Genomic DNA, 22,589 nt, shown 5'->3' with positions numbered 1-22,589 from the left:
TACGGGAGTTGGGGCCAAGGGCCTGACCAGGTCCCGCGTCTTTGGTGTAGATGAGACCGGAAGGTAAGCGATTTTTTGGACCCACAATTTCCGCAAGGGTTGAATACCCGTCCGCGGCACCGAGGAGTGCGCACTAAGCTTCGGGAATTTCCGCAATGGTCAGCTGGCGGTCCAAATTGAGGAGAGTTGGTGCTCCTTCGGGGGGAAGCACAAGTGCTGCTTCGGTTTGGTCAAGGACATCCCGTTGCGGGTCAATGCCCGGGAAGATGCCCCGTAATTCGAGTCCCCCGGGCGTAAGTTGGAAGTAACCGACGTTCGTGACGTAGTATACCCTTTTGCCCCGGCGCAATGCTTCCTGGCCGTTGAAGGTGATTTCTCTGACTCGCCGGACGAACTTGGGGCGGCCGGGCCGTTCCAGCGTAATCTGTCCCGCCGATTCGCGAAACACGCCTCCCTGCATCCAGTGACCGATGAAGATGATGTTGCTGGCGCCGTAGACGATATCGGGGAAACCTCCCGGCCCCACGTAATCGGTGATGTTTTCTCCCCGTTTGGAGACGTTGACGTTGCCCAGTTCATCGACTTCGAGGAAGCCGAGGACGGCCATGTCGATGCCCTGATGGTAGCGTGCGAACATGGTGGAGGAGGATTCGAGGTGACGGGGAGCCACGGCCGCGCCGAAGAAGATTCCGGGGGCGGGCAGTCCACCGTAGGCCCCGGCTTCCGTGGTGAACACGTAATTGTCTTCCAGACCCGCTTCAATAATCTCCCGCGCCACTTCCTCGGGGAAGCCGACTCCGATGTTGATCATCCCCCGTGGTGGGACGGCCTTTACGAAGAGCTGGGCGGCCAGTTTGGCCATCCGGTTATCTACGGCACTGCGCACCGGGGTTATTTTCAGGAGGGTATTGATGAATTTCAGTCGGTCTTCGGCCGCCCGGATGTCTCCCCCGAACTGCGGAGTAAACAAGGGCCAGAATTTGTTTTGGGGGACGCTAACGGTTTGTTCGTTGAAGGGATTGACCACGATGTGGTCCACCATGCTGGAGGGGATACTGATGGATGCTTCCGCTTTCGGGATCAGGTTGGCGACCGCTACCAGCACCTTTCCTCCGTGCCGCTTCACCGACCTGATGGACGGAATATTTTCGGTGATCGTCGCCGCATCACGGAAATAGATGTTGCCTTCTTCGTCGGCGTAGGGTGCGCTCAGCAGCGCCACCTCTGGCTGGGGCATCGTGTAGCGCAGCCGCTCACCTTCCCGCGTGACGTAGGTTTCGGTAGCGTTTGGGGTGAGGGCCGGGCCACCCGCGTAGTCGGGATCAACGAAAGTGTTCAGACCTACTTCGGAGAGGTAGTGCGTTCGTCCTTGCGCCTGCTCCTCCAGCAGCCGGGAGATGATGCCCTGGGGGAGGGTATAGAGTTCCAGCTTCCCGTTCTGACCGAGTTGCAACTGGGCCTTGGCCGTTTCGATGTGGGCGGTGAGGTACCGTTGCATCAAACCCGGCAGCCCAATTTCTTCGATGGTGCCGGGGACCCGGCCGCGGGACCCCTGGGCCCCGCAGTTGATCCAGGTAAGTTCCTTCGGGTGCCCATCGTGTTGGTAGCGGTTGCGGAGGGCGTAGAAAAATATGGAACAGCGTGCGTTGCCGGCGATCCCGCTGGAAAAGACGGTGGCGCCGTCCGGAATCAGGCTTGCGGCATCCCGGGCCGTGATAAACTTTTTCCGGTCGCCGCGGGGGGGCAGGTAGTCCAGGGCGTGGTTGCTCCAGCTGAGCCGCCAGCGTAGAATGTGCCAGAGGAGTCGTGCTTTCTCGGTCCACTTCATGCGCCCGATGGTTTTTTGAACGAGAAGAATTCTTTCAGCTTACGCAGCCGCTTGATGGGGTGATTGCGGATGAAGCGACGCAAAAACCAGGGGGAAATTCGATTGATCAGCAGGGTGATCCCCTCGGTGCCGCCGACAAATACTTCTTCTTGTTTGGCCAGGAAGGCACGGACAATTTTCCGGGCGGCCTTGTCTGCGGGATACGCGCGCTGAAAGGTCTTGTCCACCTTACCGAAGTTTCCGCCGTCTCCGGTCAGGGCGTGGGCGGTAATTTCGGTTTGGATGATGCCGGGAATGATGATGGTGATGAATACTCCCGAATTCACAATTTCACTCCGGAGGGTCTCGTAGAACCCGTGCAGGGCGTGTTTGGAGGCGGCGTAGGAAGAGATCTTTGGGACGCCGTATTTGCCCGAGAGACTACTGATGACGACCAATTGCCCCGAACCCCGTTCCAGCATGTGGGGCAGAATTCCCTTAGTGAGGCAAAGGGGACCAAAATAATTGATGTCCATGACCTTCCGATCCACCTCAAGCTTGGTGGCGGTGACCCAGTCTTTGAGCGCAATGCCCGCATTATTGATCAGCACATCAACCCGACCGTAGATCGCCAGGGCTTCCGTCACCTTATTGGGAAGTGTGTCCAGTTTCTCAAGATCAAAGGCAAGAACGGCAATCCGAACGCCGTGCACCAGGACTTGCTCCCTTACCCCCGCTAATTTGGTTTTGCTTCGGGCCGAGATAATCAAATCCGCGCCCTCCCGGGCACAGGCGTGGCAGAGTTGTTCCCCGATGCCCGAGGAGGCACCGGTGATCCAGACTACTTTTCCCCGTAATTTTCCGTCCTGTTTCATCGGCCAAAGCTTTCCGAAAAAATACGGGGAAAAGCGAGGCGAATAGCTGATCATCGTCTGAAGGGAGGATGATTCTCATCAGGATTGGGCAGGAGGGGAGTTGGTCTGTTGGTGATTTAGTCTGTTGGTCTGTTGGTCTGCTATTTGCCAACGGGGTGAAATACTGAATAAGTTGCTTGAAAGTCTAGGAGGAGCATCTACTTTTGGGTCAGTTGGTGCAGGGCGTTGAGGTCTATGCCCAGCGGGTTCATGAGTATTCGGGCGTATTCCGCACTGGTGTAGAGGGGGTAATCGGAGCCGAAGATCAGAATATCCGGATCGACCGCCTGAAAATACTCGTTTAGCAGGGTGACGTCCTGGGGCGTCAGTGGGGGAATGTCTTCTGCGTTTTCCTGGAAGGCAACGGCAGAAAAGTCGAACAGGAATTGATGCCCTTCGGGAATTTTTCCCCGCCGTTGACGATCGAGGAAGGCGTTCAGTACTTCCAGGTTTTGGGGGGAGAACCTACCGCCCCGGCTGCCTAAATGCGCAAGTCGTAATTCAAGTGGGGGGAGGTCAACCAGAACGGAATCCAGTAGTAGGGAGAAGTCGCGGCGGCCGAAGTTTGGGTCCTGGTTGTCGAAATGGAGGAGAACTGGAGTATTCGCCTGGGCCGCTTGATCCAATACTGTTCGCAGACGATACCGGTGTTCGGGTTCCGACAGGAACAGGCGAGAAACCCCGGCGTGGATTTTTACACCAAGCTTAGGGTTGATTCTCCGGCACCGCTCAATCTCGCCCACCGGATCCTCCATCAGGAGGTCGATGGCCACGAAGGGCCTTACCCGCTCGGGGCGACGGGCGGAACAGCGCAGGATGAAGTCGTTTTCCGCCGATAAGCGTTCGCGACCATCCGCTCCGGAATACATTCCCGGACTGGTGAAAAAATATCCCACGCTGATGAGGTCAATGGACTGAGCACCCAATATGGAAAGGATGGTGTCAATGTCCGTATAGTGGGAAGAAGGCCGGCTGATTGGTACCCCGCGATTTCGCCAGATTTGTAACAGTTCGGGGCTGAGGGCATGCACGTGACAATCGTGGAGCTTTTCCATGCCCAAACGATGCGAGTTTGGGGCTTCGGGCGTACAGCTAATGAGGGGGCATAGTAAAATGAGCAGTACGCTGGTAATGCCCACCGATTTTGCCGATAGAAGAAAGCTAAAAGAAACTAACCGTTTACTCACTTGCATTCATTCTTTTGGGGCCAGCAAGTATCAACTGGGCGACTTGCTCATTGGGTACACCGTTAAGTTAAGCACGAATGAATTGGGAGTCATGGGAAAGTTCGCACTTCGCCACGATAGAAGCCCGTTGCTTCATTTCCCCATCGGTCGGTCATGGTGAAGGTTAGGTCCAATTGGTCACCACTGAGTGTTAGGTCTAGCTCTCCCGAAATCGCTCGATAAAAGGTGCCCCGAACAGCATTACAGTCTTCGGTGGTGGTTTCAACCCCCCGGAGCACCGCGAGTTGCCACATGGTGTACGTTTCGTCACTTCCTTCGGAAAAGGTGTAGGTTCCAGAAATTTGAGCTCGATTGTCGGGGATATTCAAGCGAAATACGACGGCATCGCCCTTACCATCATTGCACCTACCTTCTTCGATGACCGTAAGTTCATCGGTTGTGAGGTCCAGGTAGTAATGCATTCTTGAGGTAGGGTCTGCGGTATATTCGTATATGTGAGCGTTCGGCAACTTTTGCGTTTCACCCATGAAGGTAAACGCTCCGTCATTCATCGGGCTAGGATCGTCATCGTTGCCGCAGCCAAAACAGCAGAGGGTCAGGCAAAAAAGGAATAGGTGGGGGATTTTCATGGGGTAGGGCGTTTGATGTTTGAAGTAGGGGTAGGGTCGTTGGTGCTGGGGTGGTAATTTCTGGGGAGGGACGTTTGATGTTTGAAGTAGGGGTAGGGTCGTTGGTGCTGGGAAGGTAATTTCTGGGGAGGGACGTTTGATGTTTGAAGTAGGGGTAGGGTCGTTGGTGCTGGGGTGGTAATTTCTGGGGTGGGACGTTTGATGTTTGATGTAGGGGTAGGGGCGTTGGTGCTGGGAAGGTAATTTCTGGGGTGGGACGTTTGATTTTTGAAGTAGGGGTAGGGTCGTTGGTGCTGGGAAGGTAATTTCTGGGGTGGGATGTTTGATGTTTGAAGTAGGGGTAGGGTCGTTGGTGCTGGGGTGGTAATTTCTGGGGTGGGACGTTTGATGTTTGAAGTAGGGGTAGGGTCGTTGGTGCTGGGGTGGTAATTTCTGGGGTGGGACGTTTGATTTTTGAAGTAGGGGTAGGGTCGTTGGTGCTGGGAAGGTAATTTTTGGGGTGGAACGTTTGATTTTTGAAGTAGGGGTAGGATCGTTGGTACTAGGATGGTAGTGCCCGAGCAGGGCATTTGATTTAGGGATTAGGGGCTTAGACGTGAGAGGGGAAAATCTTGGAGGCTCCGTCCTGGACGGAGCCTCCGGTACGTCAATAGCGGTTCGGGATGACGAAAGAAACGGAAACGCCGATGGCGTTAGCCGAAAATACGCCGTCCGTTTCGCTGGTGTATTCCATGGCCGTGTAGCTTAGGCCAATCCACTTGTAGGCGAGTTCGAAGCGGGGGCCAAGGTTGCTCGTGTAGTCCGTGTCCGGCAAAAAGCCGTCTCCCTTCAGTCGGATATTGGCGTGGGAACTCACGCCGCCACCCACGCGGATGCCGTTGGAAAACTCGTAGAAACCCACCAGGTTGAGCGGAAGCCGGGTCAGGCGGATGTTGGCGTTTTCCGCCGCCGTGGTTTGGTATAGAAACCCGAGGGTGCCCCGCAGGGAGATGTTCTCCGTGAAGTGAAGCGCAGCGCCCGCCGCCAGGTATCCGCCCTGGCCGGCGTTGAGGTCCTGGTCTTCACCGTCGGTGAAAATGACGGTGGCCAGGGCGTCTCCGCCGAAGCTGATGCCGCCCTCGGCAACGAGGCCAATTTTGGGGTAGGTTTGGTTGTCCTGACCGATCAGTGAAGCACCGAAAAGGGCCAAAAGGGTAGTGAGAAAAAGAAGCTTTTTCAAAGGAAGATGTTCATTTTGATTTGAGGAACAAAGAAACGGGGTTAAAATCAAATTGAGAATAAAATATAGTTAAATAATCTTATTGATTACATGTTTTAACGTCTACTCTATCCCCTGGTCTTATACCATTTAGACGATTGGCGGACCAGGATCGTCACCTTAAATAATGGAAGAATAGAGAGGCTTTCCCGGGAGAATCCTTCGGGATGAGGTAATAAACGGTTGCTTTTAAACAATTGAATTTTAGAGTTTTACGATTTGGGCACGGCCTCTCAACCATGGCCCAAAACGCCGATCAGGCCCGCTACTTCCGCTTCCGTATTAAAAGCGTGCAGGCAAATCCGTATGCGTTCCTCTCCACGGGCCACCGTGGGGTGCCGGATGCCCTTCACCAGGTAGCCCGCGGACCGGCAGGCGGCCTCCAGCTCCATCACCCGATCGCTGTCGCCGAACACCAGGGGTTGAATGGGGCCACTGGCCCCGGCGGCAAGGAATCGGTTAAGTCCCGCATCCTTGGCCAGCCGTTGAAAATGCTCCGTAATCCGTTGCAGGGCCGCGTACTGCCCGGCGTGGTGGCGGGATAACTTTTGGTAGGCTTGCTCGATGCCCGCCCACTGGGCGGGCGCGGGCCCGGTGGTGTAGATGAAAGCTCGACTCCGGTTGATCAGGTATTCCCGCAGGGTGGGGGCGCCCAGCACCGCGGCGCCGTGGGCGCCGAAGGCCTTGCCGTAGGTGATCAGGGTGGCAAAAACCTGGGACTGTAGCTGACGGTCCGCCACCAATCCCGCGCCCGATTTCCCCTCCAGTCCGCCCGAGTGGGCTTCGTCCACGATGAGGTGTGCGCCGAACTGCTGGCATACTGCGCTGAGCGCCTCCAGCGGAGCCAGGTCGCCGTCCATGCTGAACCGCCCTTCGGTGAGGACGAAGACTTCTCCGTCCGGACGCACTTTCCCGAGTTGGCGTTGCAGGTCTTCGACGTCGTTGTGGGCAAAGCGCAGGCTGCGGGCCGGACTCATCCGCATCCCGTCACGCACGCTGGCGTGCACCAGCTCGTCGTAGAGAAAGGTGTCGGTGCGGGTCCCGAGGGCGGAGAGGAGTCCGAGATTGGCCAGGTAACCGGAGGCGTAGACGAGGGCAGCGGGATAGCCGTGGTATTCCGCGATGGCGGATTCAAGGAGGTGGTAGCGATCGTCGTCGCCCGAAATGGAGCGGGAGCCCGTGGCTCCGGAAATAAAGCGGGGCACCGCTGCTCGCTTTTCCAAGAATTGCTTTGCATCCTGCGGTCCCTCGCCCAGATTATCGGTCAGCCGCGCCAGTCCCAGGTAGTCGTTGGACCAGAAGTCCACCCCCGCGACGCTGCCGCCGAGACTGCGGTAAACGCCCCGGGAACGCAGTTCTTCCAGCCTTCGCTCCAGGAAATTCATTACTCAATCCCGTCGAACAATTCCCACACCTGATCGTCTTCCGGCGGCTCGGCGGTGATCAGTACGGGCTCCTTCCGTACCGGATGCTGGAAGCTGAGCGAACGGCTGTGGAGGTGGATGCTGCCGTCCTCGTTGGCGGTGTGGAAACCGTACTTGACGTCTCCCCGGATGGGGGTTTTGAGCTGCTCGGCCAGTTGCACCCGGATCTGGTGCGGCCGCCCCGTGTCGGGGGTGATCTCCAGGAGGATGTTGGATCCGATCCGGCCCACCAGGCGGTAGTCCAGTTGCGCCTTTTTGGCCCCTTTGTGGCGATTGGAATTCGCCTTGGGGACGATCTTGCTCACGTTCCTTTCGGCGTCCTTGTGGATATACCCGGTGAGGGAGCCCTCGATGGGATCGGGCTGATCACTCACCACCGCCCAGTATTTTTTGGTCACCTTGCGGTCGCGGAACAGATCGTTCATCCGGGTGAGGGCCTTGCTGGTGCGGGCAAAGAGGATGACCCCGCTTACCGGCCGGTCAAGGCGGTGAATGGAGCCGAGAAAAACGTCACCGGGCTTGTTGTAGCGGTGCTTGATGTAGGCCTTCGTCCAGTCCATCACCGTGGTGTCTCCGGTCCGGTCGCTCTGACTCAGAATGCCGGCGGGTTTGTTGACCGCGATGAGGTGATTGTCTTCGAATAAAACCTGAAGTTGCATGCAATTGTCTTTATGGCATCTCCGTAACCCCGCACGAAGCTTTTCGGCCTTCCGTGCGGGTAAATAAACGCCGTAAGATGCAAATATCGCTGGGCTTTAGTCCCTGTCCTAACGATACCTTCATTTTTGACGCTCTGGTGCACCAACGCATTGATACCGAGGGCCTGAGTTTTGACGTGCGCCTGGGCGACGTCGAAGAGCTTAACCGGCTGGCCTTCGCCGGCGCCCTGGACGTGACCAAGCTGAGTTACCACGCCTTCGGATACCTGACCGAGCAGTATGCCCTGCTGAACGCCGGAAGTGCGCTCGGGCGCGGCGTGGGGCCCCTGCTGGTGACGGCGGACGAGGCTCTGGCGGAAAAGTTGGTTGCTCAGGGCGACGGTCCCGAGTTCCGAACCTCGTCGGGATCGTCGCTTCAAATTGCGGGCGACGGAGCGCAGGTGCAACGCATGTGGGCGAGTGGCAAGGTGGCCATTCCGGGTAAGTACACCACGGCCAATTACCTGCTCGGACTGGCCTTCCCCGCCATCGAGCACAAGGAGGCCATCCTCTTCAGCGACATTGAGCGGGAGGTACTCGCGGGCAACTTTACCGCTGGCCTGCTCATCCACGAAAACCGCTTCACCTACCGCGACCGCGGGCTCCACAAAATTGCGGACCTCGGCGAATTCTGGGAAAGCACCACGGGACTGCCCATCCCCCTGGGTGGCATTGTGGTGAACAAAAAGCTGGACCCCGCAGTCCAGAAAACCGTCGATCGGGTACTGGCGCGCTCCGTGGCCTACGCCTTCGAGCATCCGGAGGCCTCCGCGGCCTACGTCGCCGCCCACGCTCAGGAAATGGACCCCGAAGTGCGGCGAAAGCACATCAACCTCTACGTAAACGACTTCAGTCGGGACCTTGGCCCCGAAGGACGACGAGCGGTAACGGCTTTCTTGCAGCAGGGTAGGGAGCGTGGCGTAATTCCGGCCGGACCGGAAGATATCTTTGTGGCCTAAAGCTGCTTATCCCAAGCTATCTTTGACCGGGGAATACCCACCGAAATCAGTTTTGCGGCATGCGTACCTTTTTCCTGGTTTTTATTGAGTTGGCGATTCTGGCCGGCATTCTGGTGCTGGAGTATTACTATTCCCCCCTGATGGAGGATCACCCCACCGTTCCGCTACTCCTCAATTTCCTGGCCTTCATTCTGGTGGTGGACGTAATCACCCGTCTGGTCAAGAGCTTCTACAGCCGCCGGCACCAGCTACCCCGGGGGGCCAAGGATAATTTCCACTTCGGGGTGGAGAACATCAGTAAACTGCTGATTGGCATCGGTCTGGTGGTCACGGCCTTTGGGTTTTTTGGCATTGACTTTCGGTCTTTGGTGACGTCCCTGAGTATCGTTGCGGCCGCCATTGCCATCATCTCCAAAGAATACATTAACGATTTTCTGGTTGGGCTCTACTTCAGCTTCACCCGTAACCTGAAGATCAATGATTACGTCAAGATCGGGGAACACAAGGGCAAAATCCTGGAAATCGAAATGCTCAAAATGCGGCTACTGGACGAGAATGACGACGTGGTCATTTTACCGCATTCGAAGATCTACGGCGGCGAAATCATCAACTACACCCAGCGTGATATCCGCTCCATGAGCATTGACTTTCAGGTGGACATCAACTCCATCGAAAGCCTCGATAATTTTGAGCAGGCCCTCATCCAGGCGCTGGATGAATACGCCGAATACATCAAGCCCGGTTCCTTCAACCTCAAGGTGGTGGACATGAAAAAGGATGCGCTGGACGTCAAGTTTCAGTACACCCTGCACCAACTGGACCGTGATCTGCAACGGCAGATTCGCCGCAGTACCGTGCGTAAAATCTTTGACCACCTTGCGCGGCGGCGTACCCCCAAAAGTGGGGCAACGTCTGGTGAGGGTCAGGAGTCGGCGACCTAGCTCATTCTCCCTGGCAAAACAGGGGATAATGCCACTGGATCGCGTAACAACTTTTCCGTACTGACTCATCCTTTTCGCTGACGATTTTAGCTGACTACCGCAACCAGGCATGAATTCATTCGGCTGCGCGGAAGGACAGGCGGGCCGGTTGCAATTTTGATCAGTTGGTAATACCTTCCCCCTAAACCTCTTTTTGAACTCAACTGCTTCATGTCCATAACCCTCATTGGATTATTTGCCCTGTTGGGTGCACTACAGGGAGGCATTCTTGCGCTGGTTTTACGCTACTCTCCCTACTTTTCCACCAAAGCCAACCGCTACCTGGCCATTACCTTCCTGACGGTTGGCATCATGGGGGTATGCATATTTTTGCAAACTTCGGGCACCGAATCCCCGTGGTTGGTGATCGTGAACGACATTATGTGGGAGTACCTCTTCCCCGTAACCCTATTGTCTTACTTCATCGCCCTTCTCCGGCCCGGCCTCCTGAATCGGCCAGCAATTAAGCTCTTGTACCTACCCTTTTGGATCACGCTAGTGGTTAACCTTATCCTCGACGGCTCCATGGAACTCGGTTGGTACGACATCGGCCTGCTGGAATCCGACCCGGGCGTTCAACTCTACTACCAACTGGAGGATGCCGGTACGGTGCTACTTGCGCTCTTTACGATGGTGTTTTCCTACCGGATTGTACGCGGGGCCCGGGCTACGCCCGAGGGAGACTGGGGGCGGGAATTCTGGTACTGGTCTTCGGCCCTGATGGGATATTGGGTGATTGTTTGGTTGCTGGATCAAATTTTTCAGCTGGATGTTCTGGAGTGGGCCTGGATACTCATCAGTATGCTTTTCTACTGGGTGAGTTACCGCGGTGTCCTCCAATTTCAGTTGGCCGAGGAGCGGTTGGATTTGCGAAACCTACTCAAAGATCGTCCGGTAGATCCCGCTAAATCCGACCTACCGCAGGCAGAACCCAGACGCAATGAATACCTGCTCGCCCTGGATCGCCTGATGCGCGAAGAGCATCTCTACCGCGACTCGGAGCTCAGCCGCGAGGCCACCGCCGAAAAGTTAGGCATCAGCAACAGCTACCTGTCGCGCCTGATGGCCGAACAGTTACAAACCGGCTTTACGGACTACGTCAATGGCTTTCGCGTTGAAGAGGTCAAACGACTCCTGGCAACCGAGGAATTTGCCCGTTACAGCCTGATGGCAATCGGGTACGAGGCTGGTTTTAATTCCAAGTCTGCCTTCTACGCCACCTTCAAAAAACTGACAGGTGAAAGTCCAGGATCCTACAAAAAAGCACTTTCCTCGGCCTAAGATGTCCTGATTTCTCTAGTGTAGACATTCACGGACCGCCATTTCCGAACCTACCATCACCTTCGGACTACCAATCAATACCACCTGAACTAGTCCGACATTATGATCCGTGTATTCACCGGGATATTTTCCCTCTTTTTCCTGCTCTCTCTTCCCGTTACCGCGCAATCCTCCACGGAGCGACCTCCCCTGGCTTTGCGGCTGACGCTGATGGATGAGAGCATCTCCTTCCCCGATCTGTCTACTTTCCGTTATCCCCTAAACCCCGCCCTTAGCCTCGGGGCGGAGTATACCCTTAACAATAGGCCGAAGCACGCCTGGATACTAGGAGGGGAGTTGGGATATTACTACCATCGGCACCTGCGGGCCACGGCCTTCCTTAATCTCGGCCTTGCCTACCGCCGGCAACTGGGGCGGGCATCCCTCACGGGTCGCCTGGGACTCGGTTACGGACTGGCCTTCGCTACGGCTCCGGTCTTCACCGCCCAGGATGGAGAATTTTCCGAGGCGCCGAATTCCGGTTCTCTAGTGTTCATGCCCACTACCAGCCTGAAAATCGGTTACCGGTTGTCTGCCGCCCCGCGTGCCCCCGAGCTTTTCTTGAACTACCAGTTTGCCGTGGAGCAACCCCTGGCGGTGTTGCCCTTCCCTCACCTGCTGGCCGGAATTGGCCTGCGATTTACCCCCTTTAAATAAACTTCCTGATGCCTCACTTTAACCGCTCCACTATGATCCGTTTGTTTTTTCCCTGCCTTTTCCTCCTCCTGTTTGCCTGCGATAACATCATTCCCGCCCCCGAAGCGGGTTACGGATGTGCCCTGACCGACCCTCCGTCGGAGCATCCGCTGGCGGATCAGCTTCAAGCCGCCATTAATCAAGCCATTCCGCTCACCACGGGCATTCAGGCTGCCGTCACATTCTCCGACGATAGCCAGTGGACGGGGAGCGCCGGGTACGCCAACATCGACGTTCAGGAAAATCTGCAGCCCTGTCACCGCATCATGATTGCAAGTATCTCGAAGACGGTGACTGCCACCATGGTGCTCCAGTTGGAGGACCGCGGATTGCTGTCCATCGATGACCGGTTAAGCGCCTACCTCGAGGAGGACCTCATCGGGGAGATTGCCAACGCCCGGGAGGCGACCCTGCGCCAATTGCTCAACCACACCAGCGGCATCCCGGATTACCTGAACGCACGTCAAACCTTTAATACCTTTAACGAACCCTTCTTCCGGGAAACCCAGCGGGAGAAACTGGCCTACGTTTACGGCGAGGAAGCCCTCCATGCCCCCGGAGCGGATTTTAGCTACTCTAATACTAACTACGTTCTCCTGGGATTGGTCATCGAACAGGTAACGCAGCAACCCCTCTGGAATGCGGTGGAGGAGCAGGTCGTCCGTCCCCTCGCATTGACCCGTTTTGTCATGGGGACCGAAGAAGACCCCATTCCGGAGGACGTGGCTCGACCCTATTTTGCCTTCAGGGGCGGAAAGTTCATCGACGTCCTGGAATCCGCCGTTTCGGACGCGGCAACCGGTGATGGCGGCATTGCCGCCAACATGCAGGACCTCAACATTTTCGCCCGTGGGCTCTTCGGTGGAGGGTTGATTTCCGAGCGGGCCCTCGGTGCGATGCAATCGGACATGATCCTGGTAGGGGAGGAAGAAGCCGATTTTTCCGAGTGGCCCGATGAGGCCTACGGCCTCGGCCTGAACCGCTACCAAACGCCCTTCGGTACCGCCTACGGGCATACGGGGTCAACGTCCAGTTACAACTCCCTGATGCTGCACTTCCCCGATGAGGGCATCACCATTTCGCTGATTTCTACCGGTCTGGATTTGGAGAGACTGGAGGAGTACGGTGACCTGGTGGAAGTGCTTCGGGATCAACTGATCGATCTTGCCTTCAGTTGGCCCAACTAAGCATCCAGCACCTGCCGCAGTGCCTCCACCAGGTAATCCACGTCGGCCTTAGTGTGGTAGATGGCCAGGGAGATCCGCAGCCCGTTGAGCCCATGGGAGCCCATCGGCCGGCAATCGATGTGGAACTCATCGGCAAGTTTCTGCTTGACTTCCCCCACCTGGTGTTCCCGCAGTTCGACCGTTTGAATACCCGCCGAAAGTAGATCCGAGCCCGGGGTTTTGAGAACCAGTCGCTCATCTTGCGCAATGGCTTCCCGGAGGTAGGCCTTGAGGGCGTAAATCCGTCGTTCAATTTCTTCTCCGCCGATCAGGTTGCGGTAATCCATCGCCGCTCCCAGCCCTAGGAGTTCGGGCAGGTTTCGGGTGTTGTAGTTTTCCAGCCGGCGAATGCTTTCGTCTTCGTAACCCCGGCAAACGATGAGGGGACGAAGGTGTTTCTGTGCCGCTTCCCGCGCATAAAAGACGCCCATTCCCTTGGGGGAGAAGGTCCATTTGTGACTGCTCGAGGTAAAGAAATCACAGCCCAGATCCTCCAGGTCAATGTTGATCATGCCCATGGATTGGGCACCGTCCACGGCCACGAGGATGCCGTGCGCGTGGGCCATTTCCGAAATGGCTTTCACCGGCAATATCATGCCATTGGTATTGGTAAGGTGCACCAGCGAGATCACCCGGGTCCGGGGCGTAATGGCCTGGCGAAAGGCCTCCACAATTTCCTGAGGGCCTTCGGGGATCAGCGGTAGGTTGACCGTTTTCAGGACTACCCCTTTTCCTTCCTGCCAGTACTTCCAGGGGATGCGGGCGCTGGTGTGTTCGTGGTTGCTCAGCAAAACTTCGTCCCCCGCCGCAAGGTCCATACTGGACGCGATGAGGTTCATCCCTTCGGTGGTGTTGTGGATAAGGGCGATAGTTTCGGGGGAGACGTGTAGCATCGCGGCCACCTTCCCGCGCACCGCTTCTTTTTGGTCCTGCCAGCCACCCCACATGTACTTCGAAGGGAAACCGTCGAGGGTGGCGCGAAATGCGTTGGTGGCCTCCACTACGTAGGTGGGGCAGGCCCCCAGGGAGCCGTTGTTGAAGTACCGCAGGTTTTCCGCGAAGGAGAAATGCTCCCGGACGAGCGCCCAGTATTTCTCACTGTCCGGGTCTCCGGAGAGCTCACCGTCAAGCCGGTGCTGATGCCCGCGAAGGGCCGATAAGCGTTGGGGAGTCAGCAGGGTACTGCCGGCCAGGCCAAGGACGGAATTGCGGAGCCAGGATCTGCGTGAGGTCATGGGAAAGGGGACTGTTGGTTTGGTGGCTAAATTAATCACGACGGGGCTGGATTGCCCGGGGGGGTAGAGTGGGAGGGAGGATTTAGGTTTAAGGATCTGCCCTTCCCTGAATCCTGAATCCTCCGGCCTACCTCCTCACAACCCGGCACCTGCGCGCTAGCGCCCTCGTACTCAGCCGGGGTCCGCGGCAAAAGTTGTGGACCCTCGTGCTCGGATGGAATAATCACCATGAACCCGTAACGCACTGCACCACCGGCGCATAAAGGCGCAAAAACACCCATTATGATGCGTTACTGCTTACTCCTATTCTCGTTTCTGTTTGCTGCGGGCCTTTTCGCTCAGGTGCCGCAGGGAATCAATTACCAGGCCGTGGCCCGCGACGGTGACGGTGCCCTGCTGACCAATCAGACCGTAGACCTCGAAATTAATTTCCGCCCGGTGGGCGACTTGATTGCCTTCTACACCGAGACCCACCAGGTCACCACCAATGAATTTGGTCTCTTCACCATCGTGCTCGGAGCGGGAACCCCCAGTAGGGCTACTACCTTTGAGGAAATTGACTGGACCGTGCCCCAGGAACTGGGGGTCACCGTAGACGGTACCAACCTTGGCTACACGCCCTTTCAAAGTGTTCCTTACGCGCTGGGCGTTGGACCCCGGGAAACCATCCTCAGTGTCCCCGCGTCACTTTTCACGCCAAATAATAATGCGGCAAGCTTCGTGAATTCCGTCGGCAACGGAGGGGTGACCATTATCTCTACCACCGGGGCTCCCGCCACAACGGTCCTGAATGCTCCCATCTCTTTACCGCACGGAGCGCGGGTGACCGAAATGACGATTTACTACGAAGATGCTTCCGACGAAGAACTCCGTTTTTGGCTGGCCAAAGAATTCTTCAGCACCGGCTTTTCCATCCCGCTGGAAATCATCACCCAAGGTAACGAGTCGGGGATCCGCAGCGCGACGATGGCCGCTAACGTCACCATTAATAACCTGGACGGTGGCTACTACCTACGGGTATTCTGTACGGACTGGGACGCTGCGGGAGCCAAGCGCGTTAAGGGGGTTACGGTTACGTACACCTACTAAATCTGCCATCATGAATCGCAAAACAATTGTACTTCACGGTCTCCTTCTGGCGATGGCCTTACCCCTCTCCGCGCAGGTTTCCCTGGAGCGGCAAGTAGTGGGTAGCCTGGGGGGCTACAGCACCTCCGCCACGATCCAGCTCTCCGCAACGGTAGGAGAACCCGCCGTCACCACGCTGGAAAACGCAACGATCATCCTGCTGCAGGGCTTCCAACAGCCCGAGCCGGAAGACCTGACCGGCACCGAATACGTTTCGGAATTACTGGAAGATCTTTCCGTGTTCCCCAACCCGGCCCAGGGCCAGTTTTGGGTCTCCTTCGCCACCGAAGAATCGGTACATTCCGTTAGCCTGGAGGCCGTGGACCTCACGGGGCGCACGATTTTACGGCGAGCGCAGGTGCCGCGGATATCCGGCCCCATTCCGGTATCCACCAGAGCCTGGCCCGCGGGGATCTACCTGGTCCGTTTACGGGCTCCCTCCGGGCAGTTGCTGGGCAGCACGAAGGTGATGGTTCAATAAGGTTCGGGGAGGATACGGGGAGAATCGCGTCTAAAATCATGGCGGGTTGTCCCATATTTTTGGTAGTCTTGCTTACCAAATATTGTCCAAATGCCCCGTATCCTCTCCTTTCTTCTCCTTGTACTCCTTGCCCAATCCTGCCGGCAGGCGCCCGACATTTCTTCCCTCGCCGAAGCGGAACGCCGGGAAGCCCAGGCCGCCAACGTAGAAATTATCCGCGATGATTTTGGCGTGCCGCACATTTACGGGAAAACGGACGCCGATGCGGTTTTCGGACTCCTCTACGCGCAGTGCGAAGATGACTTTGCCCGGGTAGAACAGAACTACATCTGGGCCACCGGACGCCTGGCGGAAGTGGAAGGAGAATCGGCAATCTACAGCGATCTTCGGGCCAATCTCTACATGACGGAAGCGGAGGCGATTGCCGCTTACGAGGTTAGCCCGAAGTGGCTCCGGGAATTATGCGTAGCCTTTGCCGACGGCGTCAATTACTACCTGGAAACGCATCCGGAGGTTAAACCCCGGTTGTTGACCCACTTCGAACCCTGGTTTCCCATGATGTTCAGCGAGGGGTCGATCGGGGGAGACATCGAACGCGTTTCCACCCGTGCCATCGCGGAGTTATACGGTGGCGCGGGGCGCCCCCAGTTGTCGGACATCCACGACGGCCTGATCCGCCTGCGGGATGAGGAGCCCCGGGGATCGAACGGTTTCGCCATTGCCGGTGAGCGTACCGCTTCGGGAAACGCCATGCTGCTCATCAATCCGCACACCTCCTTTTATTTTCGGGGCGAAGTGCACGTCGTCAGCGAAGAGGGGCTCAATGCTTACGGAGCGGTAACCTGGGGACAATTCTTCGTCTACCAGGGTTTCAACGAAAAAACCGGCTGGATGCACACTTCCACCGGCACGGACATCATCGATGAATTCGCCGAGGACATCGTCTCCGACGCGGGCGCCCTGAGCTACCGCTACGGGAAGGAACTGCGTCCCGTGGACAGCCTCCCCGTTACCCTTAGCTACCGAACGGACGCCGGCATGGAGGAACGCACCTTCATGATGTACCGCACCCACCACGGGCCCATCACCCACCGGGAGGACGGCAAGTGGATCGCCACGGCCCTGATGTGGGACCCGGAAACGGCCCTGATCCAGTCCTACACCCGGACCAAGACCAGTGGGCACGAGGAATTCCGGGAAATGATGAATCTGCGCCGGAACTCCTCCAACAACACCGTGTTCGCCGATGCTCAGGGGAACATCGCCTACTATCACGGTAACTTTATTCCGAAGCGGGACACCAGCTTCGACTACACCGAACCGGTGGATGGCAGCAATCCGGCCACCGACTGGCAGGGACTGCATACCGTAGACGAAAACATCCTCATCGTGAATCCGCCCAATGGCTGGATTCAAAACTGCAATTCAACCCCCTTCACGGCGGCCGACGAATACTCGCCCAAGGCGAGTAATTATCCCCGTTACATGACGTCCTTTCCGGAAAATTTTCGGGGCGTGCACGCCATCCCCCTGCTCCGGGAAGCGGACGACCTTACCCTCGATGGCCTGCTCGACCTGGCCTACGATACCTACCTGCCCCCGATGAAGCCCGCCATCGATGGCCTGCTGACGGCCTGGAAGGTGCACACGGATAGTGATCCCGCCCTCTTTACCGTGATGGACTCCCTGGAGCGCTGGGACCACCGGGTAGGCATCAATTCGGTAGCGATGACCGTAATGCATTTCTACTTCGAAAGCTACGTCCGCTCCGGCTACCTCCCCCGCCGGCGGATCAATCTGGAGACCCTGGAGTACATCAGTAAAGACAGTGAACTAGAAGAAAGGATTACCGTGCTCAATCAGGCGCTGGAACGCTTAGTGGAAGACTTTGGGCGCTGGGAAGTCCCCTGGGGCGAATTCAACCGTTTTCAGCGGCTGGATGGAGCCATCCGGCAACGATTTGACGACGCCAAGCCAAGCATCCCCGTGGGGATGGCTTCCGGCAGAGTAGGGGCCCTGGCGTCCTATGGTGCCCGCCGTGGGGAAGGCACCGTCCGGCAGTACGGGGTGGCCGGCAACAGTTTTGTGGCCGTCGTGGAGTTTGGTGAGCGGGTGCGGGCGAAGACCATGCTGGCCGGAGGCCAAAGCGGTGACCCGGATTCTCCTCACTTCGCGGACCAGTCCCAGCGGTACGCCGATCGGGCCTTCAAGGACGCTGCTTACTACCGCGAAGACGTGGAGGCCCGGGCCAGGAAACGGTACCGCCCGGGGCAATCCAATGAATAATTACTTCCAGTCGAGCTGGACGTATACGGGGAGATGATCGGAAACCCAGCGGCCGTTCTTACGTCGGTCGTCGATGTGTCGGTACCGACTGGCCTTCAGGTTTAGGGTGAAAATGTAGTCGATCCGTCGGTCCAGGGAAGCATCCAGTTGAAAGCCACTGAAGGTGCCGACCGGCCCGTAAATACCTTCGGGCCCGGGCGTAGCGGCGTCGTCCAGTTTCTGTTGCAGTAGGGTAATGGGCGGCGAATCGGGGGTGCTGTTCAGGTCGCCCATGACGATGACCGGTAGCCCTTCCCGGTTTTCCTCTTTGATGATTTGAAGGATCAGCCGGGAGCTGTTCTCGCGGGCGGCCTTGCCGACGTGATCGTAGTGGGCGTTGAGGACGAAGATCTGGTTACCGGAGGACAGTTGACGAAATACGCCGTAGGTGGCAATTCTTTCCATGGCCGCATCCCATCCGACTGAGGCCGTGTCCCGACTGGCCGACAACCAGGTGGTGGCCTGCCGTTCGGGGGTGAATTGACTGGCGTCGTAGTAGATGGCCGCAAACTCTCCACCCGCCTTACCGTCGGCGCGCCCGACGCCGATGCGCCGGTAGCCGGGGAGTTGCTCGTCCAGGTCCAGTAGCTGGTGCTCGAGTCCCTCCTGAATGCCCAAAAAGCCCGGGCGGTAGTGCCGGATGAGGTCCGCAACCGCTTCCCGGCGAAATTCCCAGCGGTCTTCTCCGTCATTCGGACTGGCGTAGCGGATGTTGTAGGACATGGCCGAGAAGGACTGGCCAGTGGCCAGTCCGTTCAGGAACAGGACGAGCAGCAACAATAGTGGGAGTCGGATGTGAGGGATGATTGGCACGGCGGAACGGGTTTCGATTTGGTGGTTAAAATAAATAATACAGTAGCGTAGGTAAGAATTTTGGCAAAATCGACATAGTAAATTGTTTTCTCGGGACACCAATCGATACGCCGAAGGTATCTCTAGAAGATATTTACTTTATTGGGCATCAAAAGAATACCTTCCTGCGGACGGCCCGACCTCCTTCCGGAAAGAAGGATAACTCCGTAAAGGGAATGCGAAATTTTTGACCATACATGAAAATCAAAACGAAAGCTGACGTGATGGCGCTGGATAATAAAATCCAGCAGGAACTTGGCGTTGACATCGGCAAGTACCGCGATGAAGAAGTCGTCGCTCGGGTAGGGGAGCTCATGGTTTTTCCGGTATACGTCATCCAGTGGGTGCTGCGTCCCCCGATCATCGCTCTGGTCCTTTTCATCGCCAGTTTTTTTGTGCTGGATCTTTCCCTGGTGGACTACGTTTTCTACGGAATCCTGGGGCTGGTGTTGTGGCTGATTGGTGGGCTGTTATCCGGGGTGCTACTGCTCACCTACCGGTTTCGGGAAGACCTTTCGGCCTTGTTAGCCTATTCCACCTCGATCCTGCGGGACGTGGTCACGGACGTGGATACCCTGAATGCGGGTACCACCAAGGAAAACCGGGGGGAGCGCCTGCTGTTGCTCTACCGCGGTGTATTACACCTGGTCACGATTCCGGTGGCGGCGGACGTCATCGGGAACAAGGTTCCTCTGGTCGGGGGAGTAATCGCCGGTGTGGTCCGGTGGGTGCTCACCGTGGCGGCCAATACCTTTGCGTCGAAGAAAAACGGTTTTACGGTGACCCCGACCGAAAGTGATGATCAGGAACCGGGAAAAATCCTTCCCGTCTACGTCAACTCCGTAAACCGCTTCAACACCGTCATTCAGCGGGCACTGGAAATCGGTATTCAGTTGGTGCAATTTCCCTTCAAGGTGGGACTGATAATGTTGGCCGCATTGCTCATGCTGTTAATCTACCTGGTGAATTAGCCCTTATGCCCACCGTAATTACTACCGACCGGATCATCCTGCGTACCTGGCGACCCGAAGATCTGGACGAAATGGCCGCCATTAATGATGACTCCAGGGTCATGCGCTACTTCCCCTCCCGGCGAACCCGCCAGGAAACCCTCACCTTCCTTGAGCAACAGAACCAGCAATTCGCGGAGCGGAACCATGCCTACTTTGCTGCCGAACGGATTACGGATGGCCGCTTGCTGGGTTTTGTCGGGTTGAGCCATCAGTCCTACGAAGCACCCTTCACACCCTGCGTCGATATCGGGTGGCGCCTGCACCCGGATGCCTGGGGCAAGGGATACGCCACAGAGGGCGCGCTCGCCTGCCTGCAATTTGCCCGGGAGGAGCTGAAACTGAAAAAGGTAGTGGCCGTAACGCCCCACAGCAACCTGCCTTCTGTAGCCGTCATGCGGCGGATTGGCATGAAGGAAGCCGGACTCTTTGATCATCCAGGTATTTCCGGGGAGAGTCCACTCAACCCCTGCGTCTGGTGGAGCATCGAGTGGTAGACCTTACTCCACCACCAAAACACCCCGCATCGTCTGGTAGTGACCGGGAACGGTGCAGACGAATTCGTACAGTCCCTTTTTGGTGGGCGCTTCAAAGTAAATGACGTCCTCCGATTCCGGTTCCACGAGCGCGGTGTGCACCAGCACTTCCTCGATGTCGGGGACGTAGTCCCTGGCCAGACCCTGAAGGCCAAGGTCGGCGGCGGCCCGTCCGACCTTATCGCCCATCTTGCCGCTCGTGAGGATGAAGTTGTGCTGCATGTCGTCGGGGTTACGGAAGGTCAGGCGGACCTTCGCCCCCGCCTTTACGGTGATGTAGGTTTGCTTGTACTTCATGCCCGGCTCGGTTTCTAGGGCGAGGTCTTCGTCGACCTGGCCGCCCCAGGCGGCCGGCATGGTGGTGGGCCGCTTGGGGGAGGCCCCCGGTGCCGTCACGGCCGCACCGGCGGCCACGGCATCCTGCGCGCCGTCGCCCGCACCACCTCCCGGCAGGGCGTTGAGCGTGTAGTAGCCAAAATCATGCAGCAGGGCCTTGCCCGCCGCACTACGCAGTCCACCAAGTTTGACCTCGAAGATGTACCCCGGTCGCATTCCCTCCACCGTCAACCGAACGGTCTTCCCGTCCGGCAGTAGTTCGGTATCTATGATGGCATTGGGTTGAATGTCCACCACCGGACTGCCGTAGTTGTGGTGGTAGAGATAAGTGAAATTTTGCAGGGTGAAATTGCTGGGCTTCACGGTTTCCAGGGCGACGGCTTCGGTGAAGGTAACGTCAAAGCCATCCTTTCGGGCGGTAATGGCGTACATCTCAAAGGGGACTTCCCCCGTCCACCGCAGCCGTTCCAGGGCAAATTCCTCTCCTCCCGTGGCCGCCCACCCACGGGCGGTCTGGCCGGCATACAGGGCATTGTCGCTGCCGTACTCCAGTCGGAGCAGCCCACTGGAAAACCCCTCCCGGAAGGGAAACACGGCCCCCTGGTACTCTCCGTCTACCTTCTCCAGGGATACCCGCATGATCTTGCTTTGCCCCTGGTCACTGACGAAAAGCTGGCCCGCAAAGGGACCAAAGGCGCCCTCGGTCCGGTCGGTGATGATGGCGGCCGTGGAAATGCCCAGGATACCGTGGGGAAACCATACGGCCGGGAGCTTGACGTTGCCCAGCGCCGCCCGGGCAGCATACATCGTCTTGAAGTCGTCGTGGATGTCTTCCTCCCGTAATTTGACCGGGGAACCCGGTTGGTCGGCCCAGCGGAGCCCCGCCGGGTGGCCGGCAAAATCACCCCGCTTCAGGTGGGTGATCCTACCGGATCCGATCCAGTCGCCCTGGTTCTCGGCTACAAAAATGTCGCCCTCCGCGTTGGTGCCAAAGCCCGCCGGAGACCGAAGGCCCACCGCGAAGGGAAGAAGTTCCTTTTCGTCGGGATCGTACTGCATCATCCAGCCCCGCCATTTGGAGTTGCTCACGCCCTTGCCTTCCCAACCCAGATTAAGGGTGGTCATCATGGTGCCGTCGGGCAGGAACATGGGACCGTAGTGGTACTCGTGGTAATTGCCGGTCAGGGGTAAGTCGTAGACCGTCTCAAAGTAGTCCGCCCGACCGTCCTGGTTGCGGTCCCGGAGCAGGGTGACTTCCCCCCGCTGGGCGACGTAAATGTCTTCCCCTCGGCAGCTGAGCCCGAGGGGTTCGTGGAGTCCCCGGGCGAACAGGGAATAGGCCGCGTCCGGGCCGGGATTACTGATGAGCCAAACCTCACCCCGGCGAGTACAAACCACTAGACGGCCATCGGGGAGGAAATCCATTCCGCCGACTTCCAACTCAATGAAGGTGGGAATGGAAACCTGTTCCAGCTGATAGTAGTCCGCTTCGGATTGGCCGTTGAGGGGGAGGCTAAGGGCCGCCAGGGAAAGTAGCAAGAAGCAAAGGGGACGGAAACGGGGAAGAAATTTCATTTGTTGTCAGTTT

Annotated in this window: 20 protein-coding genes; 10 read left to right on the top strand and 10 right to left on the bottom strand. The window is 57.4% G+C overall.

Translation table 11 applies throughout. The features are described 5' to 3' along the window. Nucleotides 1-133: 133 nt before the first annotated feature. The 7 genes from E1J53_RS07490 to E1J53_RS07460 all read right to left on the bottom strand — a co-directional run bounded on the left by E1J53_RS07490 (nt 134) and on the right by E1J53_RS07460 (nt 7,878). Complete coding sequence (locus E1J53_RS07490) at nt 134-1,828, bottom strand: CoA-transferase (RefSeq protein ID WP_134272413.1); 1,695 nt, start codon at nt 1,826-1,828, stop codon at nt 134-136. Continuing rightward, nucleotides 1,825-2,682, bottom strand: a complete 858-nt coding sequence (locus E1J53_RS07485; protein ID WP_173021397.1) for an SDR family oxidoreductase — start codon at nt 2,680-2,682, stop codon at nt 1,825-1,827. Before E1J53_RS07485 ends, E1J53_RS07490 begins: the two co-directional genes overlap by 4 nt. 197 nt (nt 2,683-2,879) lie before the next feature. Continuing rightward, nucleotides 2,880-3,776 carry an amidohydrolase family protein gene (locus tag E1J53_RS07480; RefSeq protein WP_173021396.1) on the bottom strand — a complete coding sequence of 299 codons (897 nt, stop codon included), beginning with the start codon at nt 3,774-3,776 and terminating at the stop codon, nt 2,880-2,882. Between the two features lie 221 nt (nt 3,777-3,997). After that, the gene (locus tag E1J53_RS07475; RefSeq protein WP_134272416.1) at nt 3,998-4,537 is read right to left on the bottom strand and encodes a hypothetical protein; all 540 of its coding nucleotides are present in this window, start codon (nt 4,535-4,537) and stop codon (nt 3,998-4,000) included. Between the two features lie 646 nt (nt 4,538-5,183). Further along, nucleotides 5,184-5,756, bottom strand: coding sequence for an outer membrane beta-barrel protein (locus E1J53_RS07470; RefSeq protein WP_173021395.1), 573 nt, complete (start codon nt 5,754-5,756; stop codon nt 5,184-5,186). 272 nt (nt 5,757-6,028) lie between these two features. Beyond that, nucleotides 6,029-7,180 carry a pyridoxal phosphate-dependent aminotransferase family protein gene (locus E1J53_RS07465; protein WP_134272418.1) on the bottom strand — a complete coding sequence of 384 codons (1,152 nt, stop codon included), beginning with the start codon at nt 7,178-7,180 and terminating at the stop codon, nt 6,029-6,031. Continuing rightward, nucleotides 7,180-7,878: an RluA family pseudouridine synthase gene (locus E1J53_RS07460; protein ID WP_134272419.1), complete on the bottom strand. Its 699-nt coding sequence runs from the start codon at nt 7,876-7,878 to the stop codon at nt 7,180-7,182. Before E1J53_RS07460 ends, E1J53_RS07465 begins: the two co-directional genes overlap by 1 nt. A gap of 77 nt (nt 7,879-7,955) precedes the next feature. Between E1J53_RS07460 and E1J53_RS07455 the strand changes: the two genes are divergently transcribed. The 5 genes from E1J53_RS07455 (at nt 7,956) to E1J53_RS07435 (ending at nt 13,059) form a co-directional block, all read left to right on the top strand. Continuing rightward, a complete protein-coding gene (locus E1J53_RS07455) occupies nt 7,956-8,876 on the top strand; it encodes a 1,4-dihydroxy-6-naphthoate synthase (RefSeq protein WP_134272420.1) in 921 nt (306 codons plus the stop codon). Between the two features lie 59 nt (nt 8,877-8,935). Beyond that, nucleotides 8,936-9,817 (top strand): mechanosensitive ion channel family protein, encoded by an 882-nt coding sequence (locus E1J53_RS07450; protein WP_134272421.1) that lies wholly within the window; start codon nt 8,936-8,938, stop codon nt 9,815-9,817. Between the two features lie 210 nt (nt 9,818-10,027). Continuing rightward, complete coding sequence (locus E1J53_RS07445; RefSeq protein WP_134272422.1) at nt 10,028-11,137, top strand: AraC family transcriptional regulator; 1,110 nt, start codon at nt 10,028-10,030, stop codon at nt 11,135-11,137. A 102-nt stretch (nt 11,138-11,239) separates the two neighbouring features. After that, complete coding sequence (locus E1J53_RS07440) at nt 11,240-11,833, top strand: hypothetical protein (protein ID WP_134272423.1); 594 nt, start codon at nt 11,240-11,242, stop codon at nt 11,831-11,833. Nucleotides 11,834-11,865: 32 nt separating this feature from the next. After that, complete coding sequence (locus E1J53_RS07435; RefSeq protein ID WP_173021394.1) at nt 11,866-13,059, top strand: serine hydrolase; 1,194 nt, start codon at nt 11,866-11,868, stop codon at nt 13,057-13,059. Here E1J53_RS07435 and E1J53_RS07430 read toward each other — a convergent pair. Then, on the bottom strand, nt 13,056-14,333 hold the full coding sequence (locus E1J53_RS07430) for an aminotransferase class V-fold PLP-dependent enzyme (RefSeq protein ID WP_134272425.1): 1,278 nt from the start codon (nt 14,331-14,333) through the stop codon (nt 13,056-13,058). The genes E1J53_RS07435 and E1J53_RS07430 overlap by 4 nt on opposite strands. A gap of 282 nt (nt 14,334-14,615) precedes the next feature. Between E1J53_RS07430 and E1J53_RS23940 the strand changes: the two genes are divergently transcribed. The 3 genes from E1J53_RS23940 (at nt 14,616) to E1J53_RS07420 (ending at nt 18,228) form a co-directional block, all read left to right on the top strand. Further along, nucleotides 14,616-15,422, top strand: coding sequence for a hypothetical protein (locus tag E1J53_RS23940; protein ID WP_173021393.1), 807 nt, complete (start codon nt 14,616-14,618; stop codon nt 15,420-15,422). Nucleotides 15,423-15,432: 10 nt separating this feature from the next. After that, entirely contained in the window at nt 15,433-15,942 is a 510-nt protein-coding gene (locus E1J53_RS07425; RefSeq protein WP_173021392.1) for a T9SS type A sorting domain-containing protein, read from the top strand. Nucleotides 15,943-16,032: 90 nt separating this feature from the next. Further along, nucleotides 16,033-18,228: a penicillin acylase family protein gene (locus E1J53_RS07420; protein WP_134272427.1), complete on the top strand. Its 2,196-nt coding sequence runs from the start codon at nt 16,033-16,035 to the stop codon at nt 18,226-18,228. Here the strand turns inward: E1J53_RS07420 and E1J53_RS07415 are convergent, their stop codons facing one another. Next, nucleotides 18,229-19,080, bottom strand: a complete 852-nt coding sequence (locus E1J53_RS07415) for an endonuclease/exonuclease/phosphatase family protein (protein ID WP_134272428.1) — start codon at nt 19,078-19,080, stop codon at nt 18,229-18,231. 236 nt (nt 19,081-19,316) lie between these two features. Between E1J53_RS07415 and E1J53_RS07410 the strand changes: the two genes are divergently transcribed. Next, nucleotides 19,317-20,090: a hypothetical protein gene (locus E1J53_RS07410; protein ID WP_134272429.1), complete on the top strand. Its 774-nt coding sequence runs from the start codon at nt 19,317-19,319 to the stop codon at nt 20,088-20,090. Nucleotides 20,091-20,095: 5 nt separating this feature from the next. After that, nucleotides 20,096-20,626, top strand: coding sequence for a GNAT family N-acetyltransferase (locus tag E1J53_RS07405; RefSeq protein ID WP_134272430.1), 531 nt, complete (start codon nt 20,096-20,098; stop codon nt 20,624-20,626). A gap of 3 nt (nt 20,627-20,629) precedes the next feature. Here the strand turns inward: E1J53_RS07405 and E1J53_RS07400 are convergent, their stop codons facing one another. Next, entirely contained in the window at nt 20,630-22,576 is a 1,947-nt protein-coding gene (locus E1J53_RS07400; RefSeq protein ID WP_134272431.1) for a plastocyanin/azurin family copper-binding protein, read from the bottom strand. Between the last annotated feature and the right edge of the window lie 13 nt (nt 22,577-22,589).

The organism is Lewinella sp. W8, assembly GCF_004375085.3.
Taxonomy (GTDB): Bacteria; Bacteroidota; Bacteroidia; order Chitinophagales; family Saprospiraceae; genus Neolewinella.
Note: the sequence above shows the minus strand (reverse complement) of the source record. Positions and strands in the feature narration are given on the sequence as shown.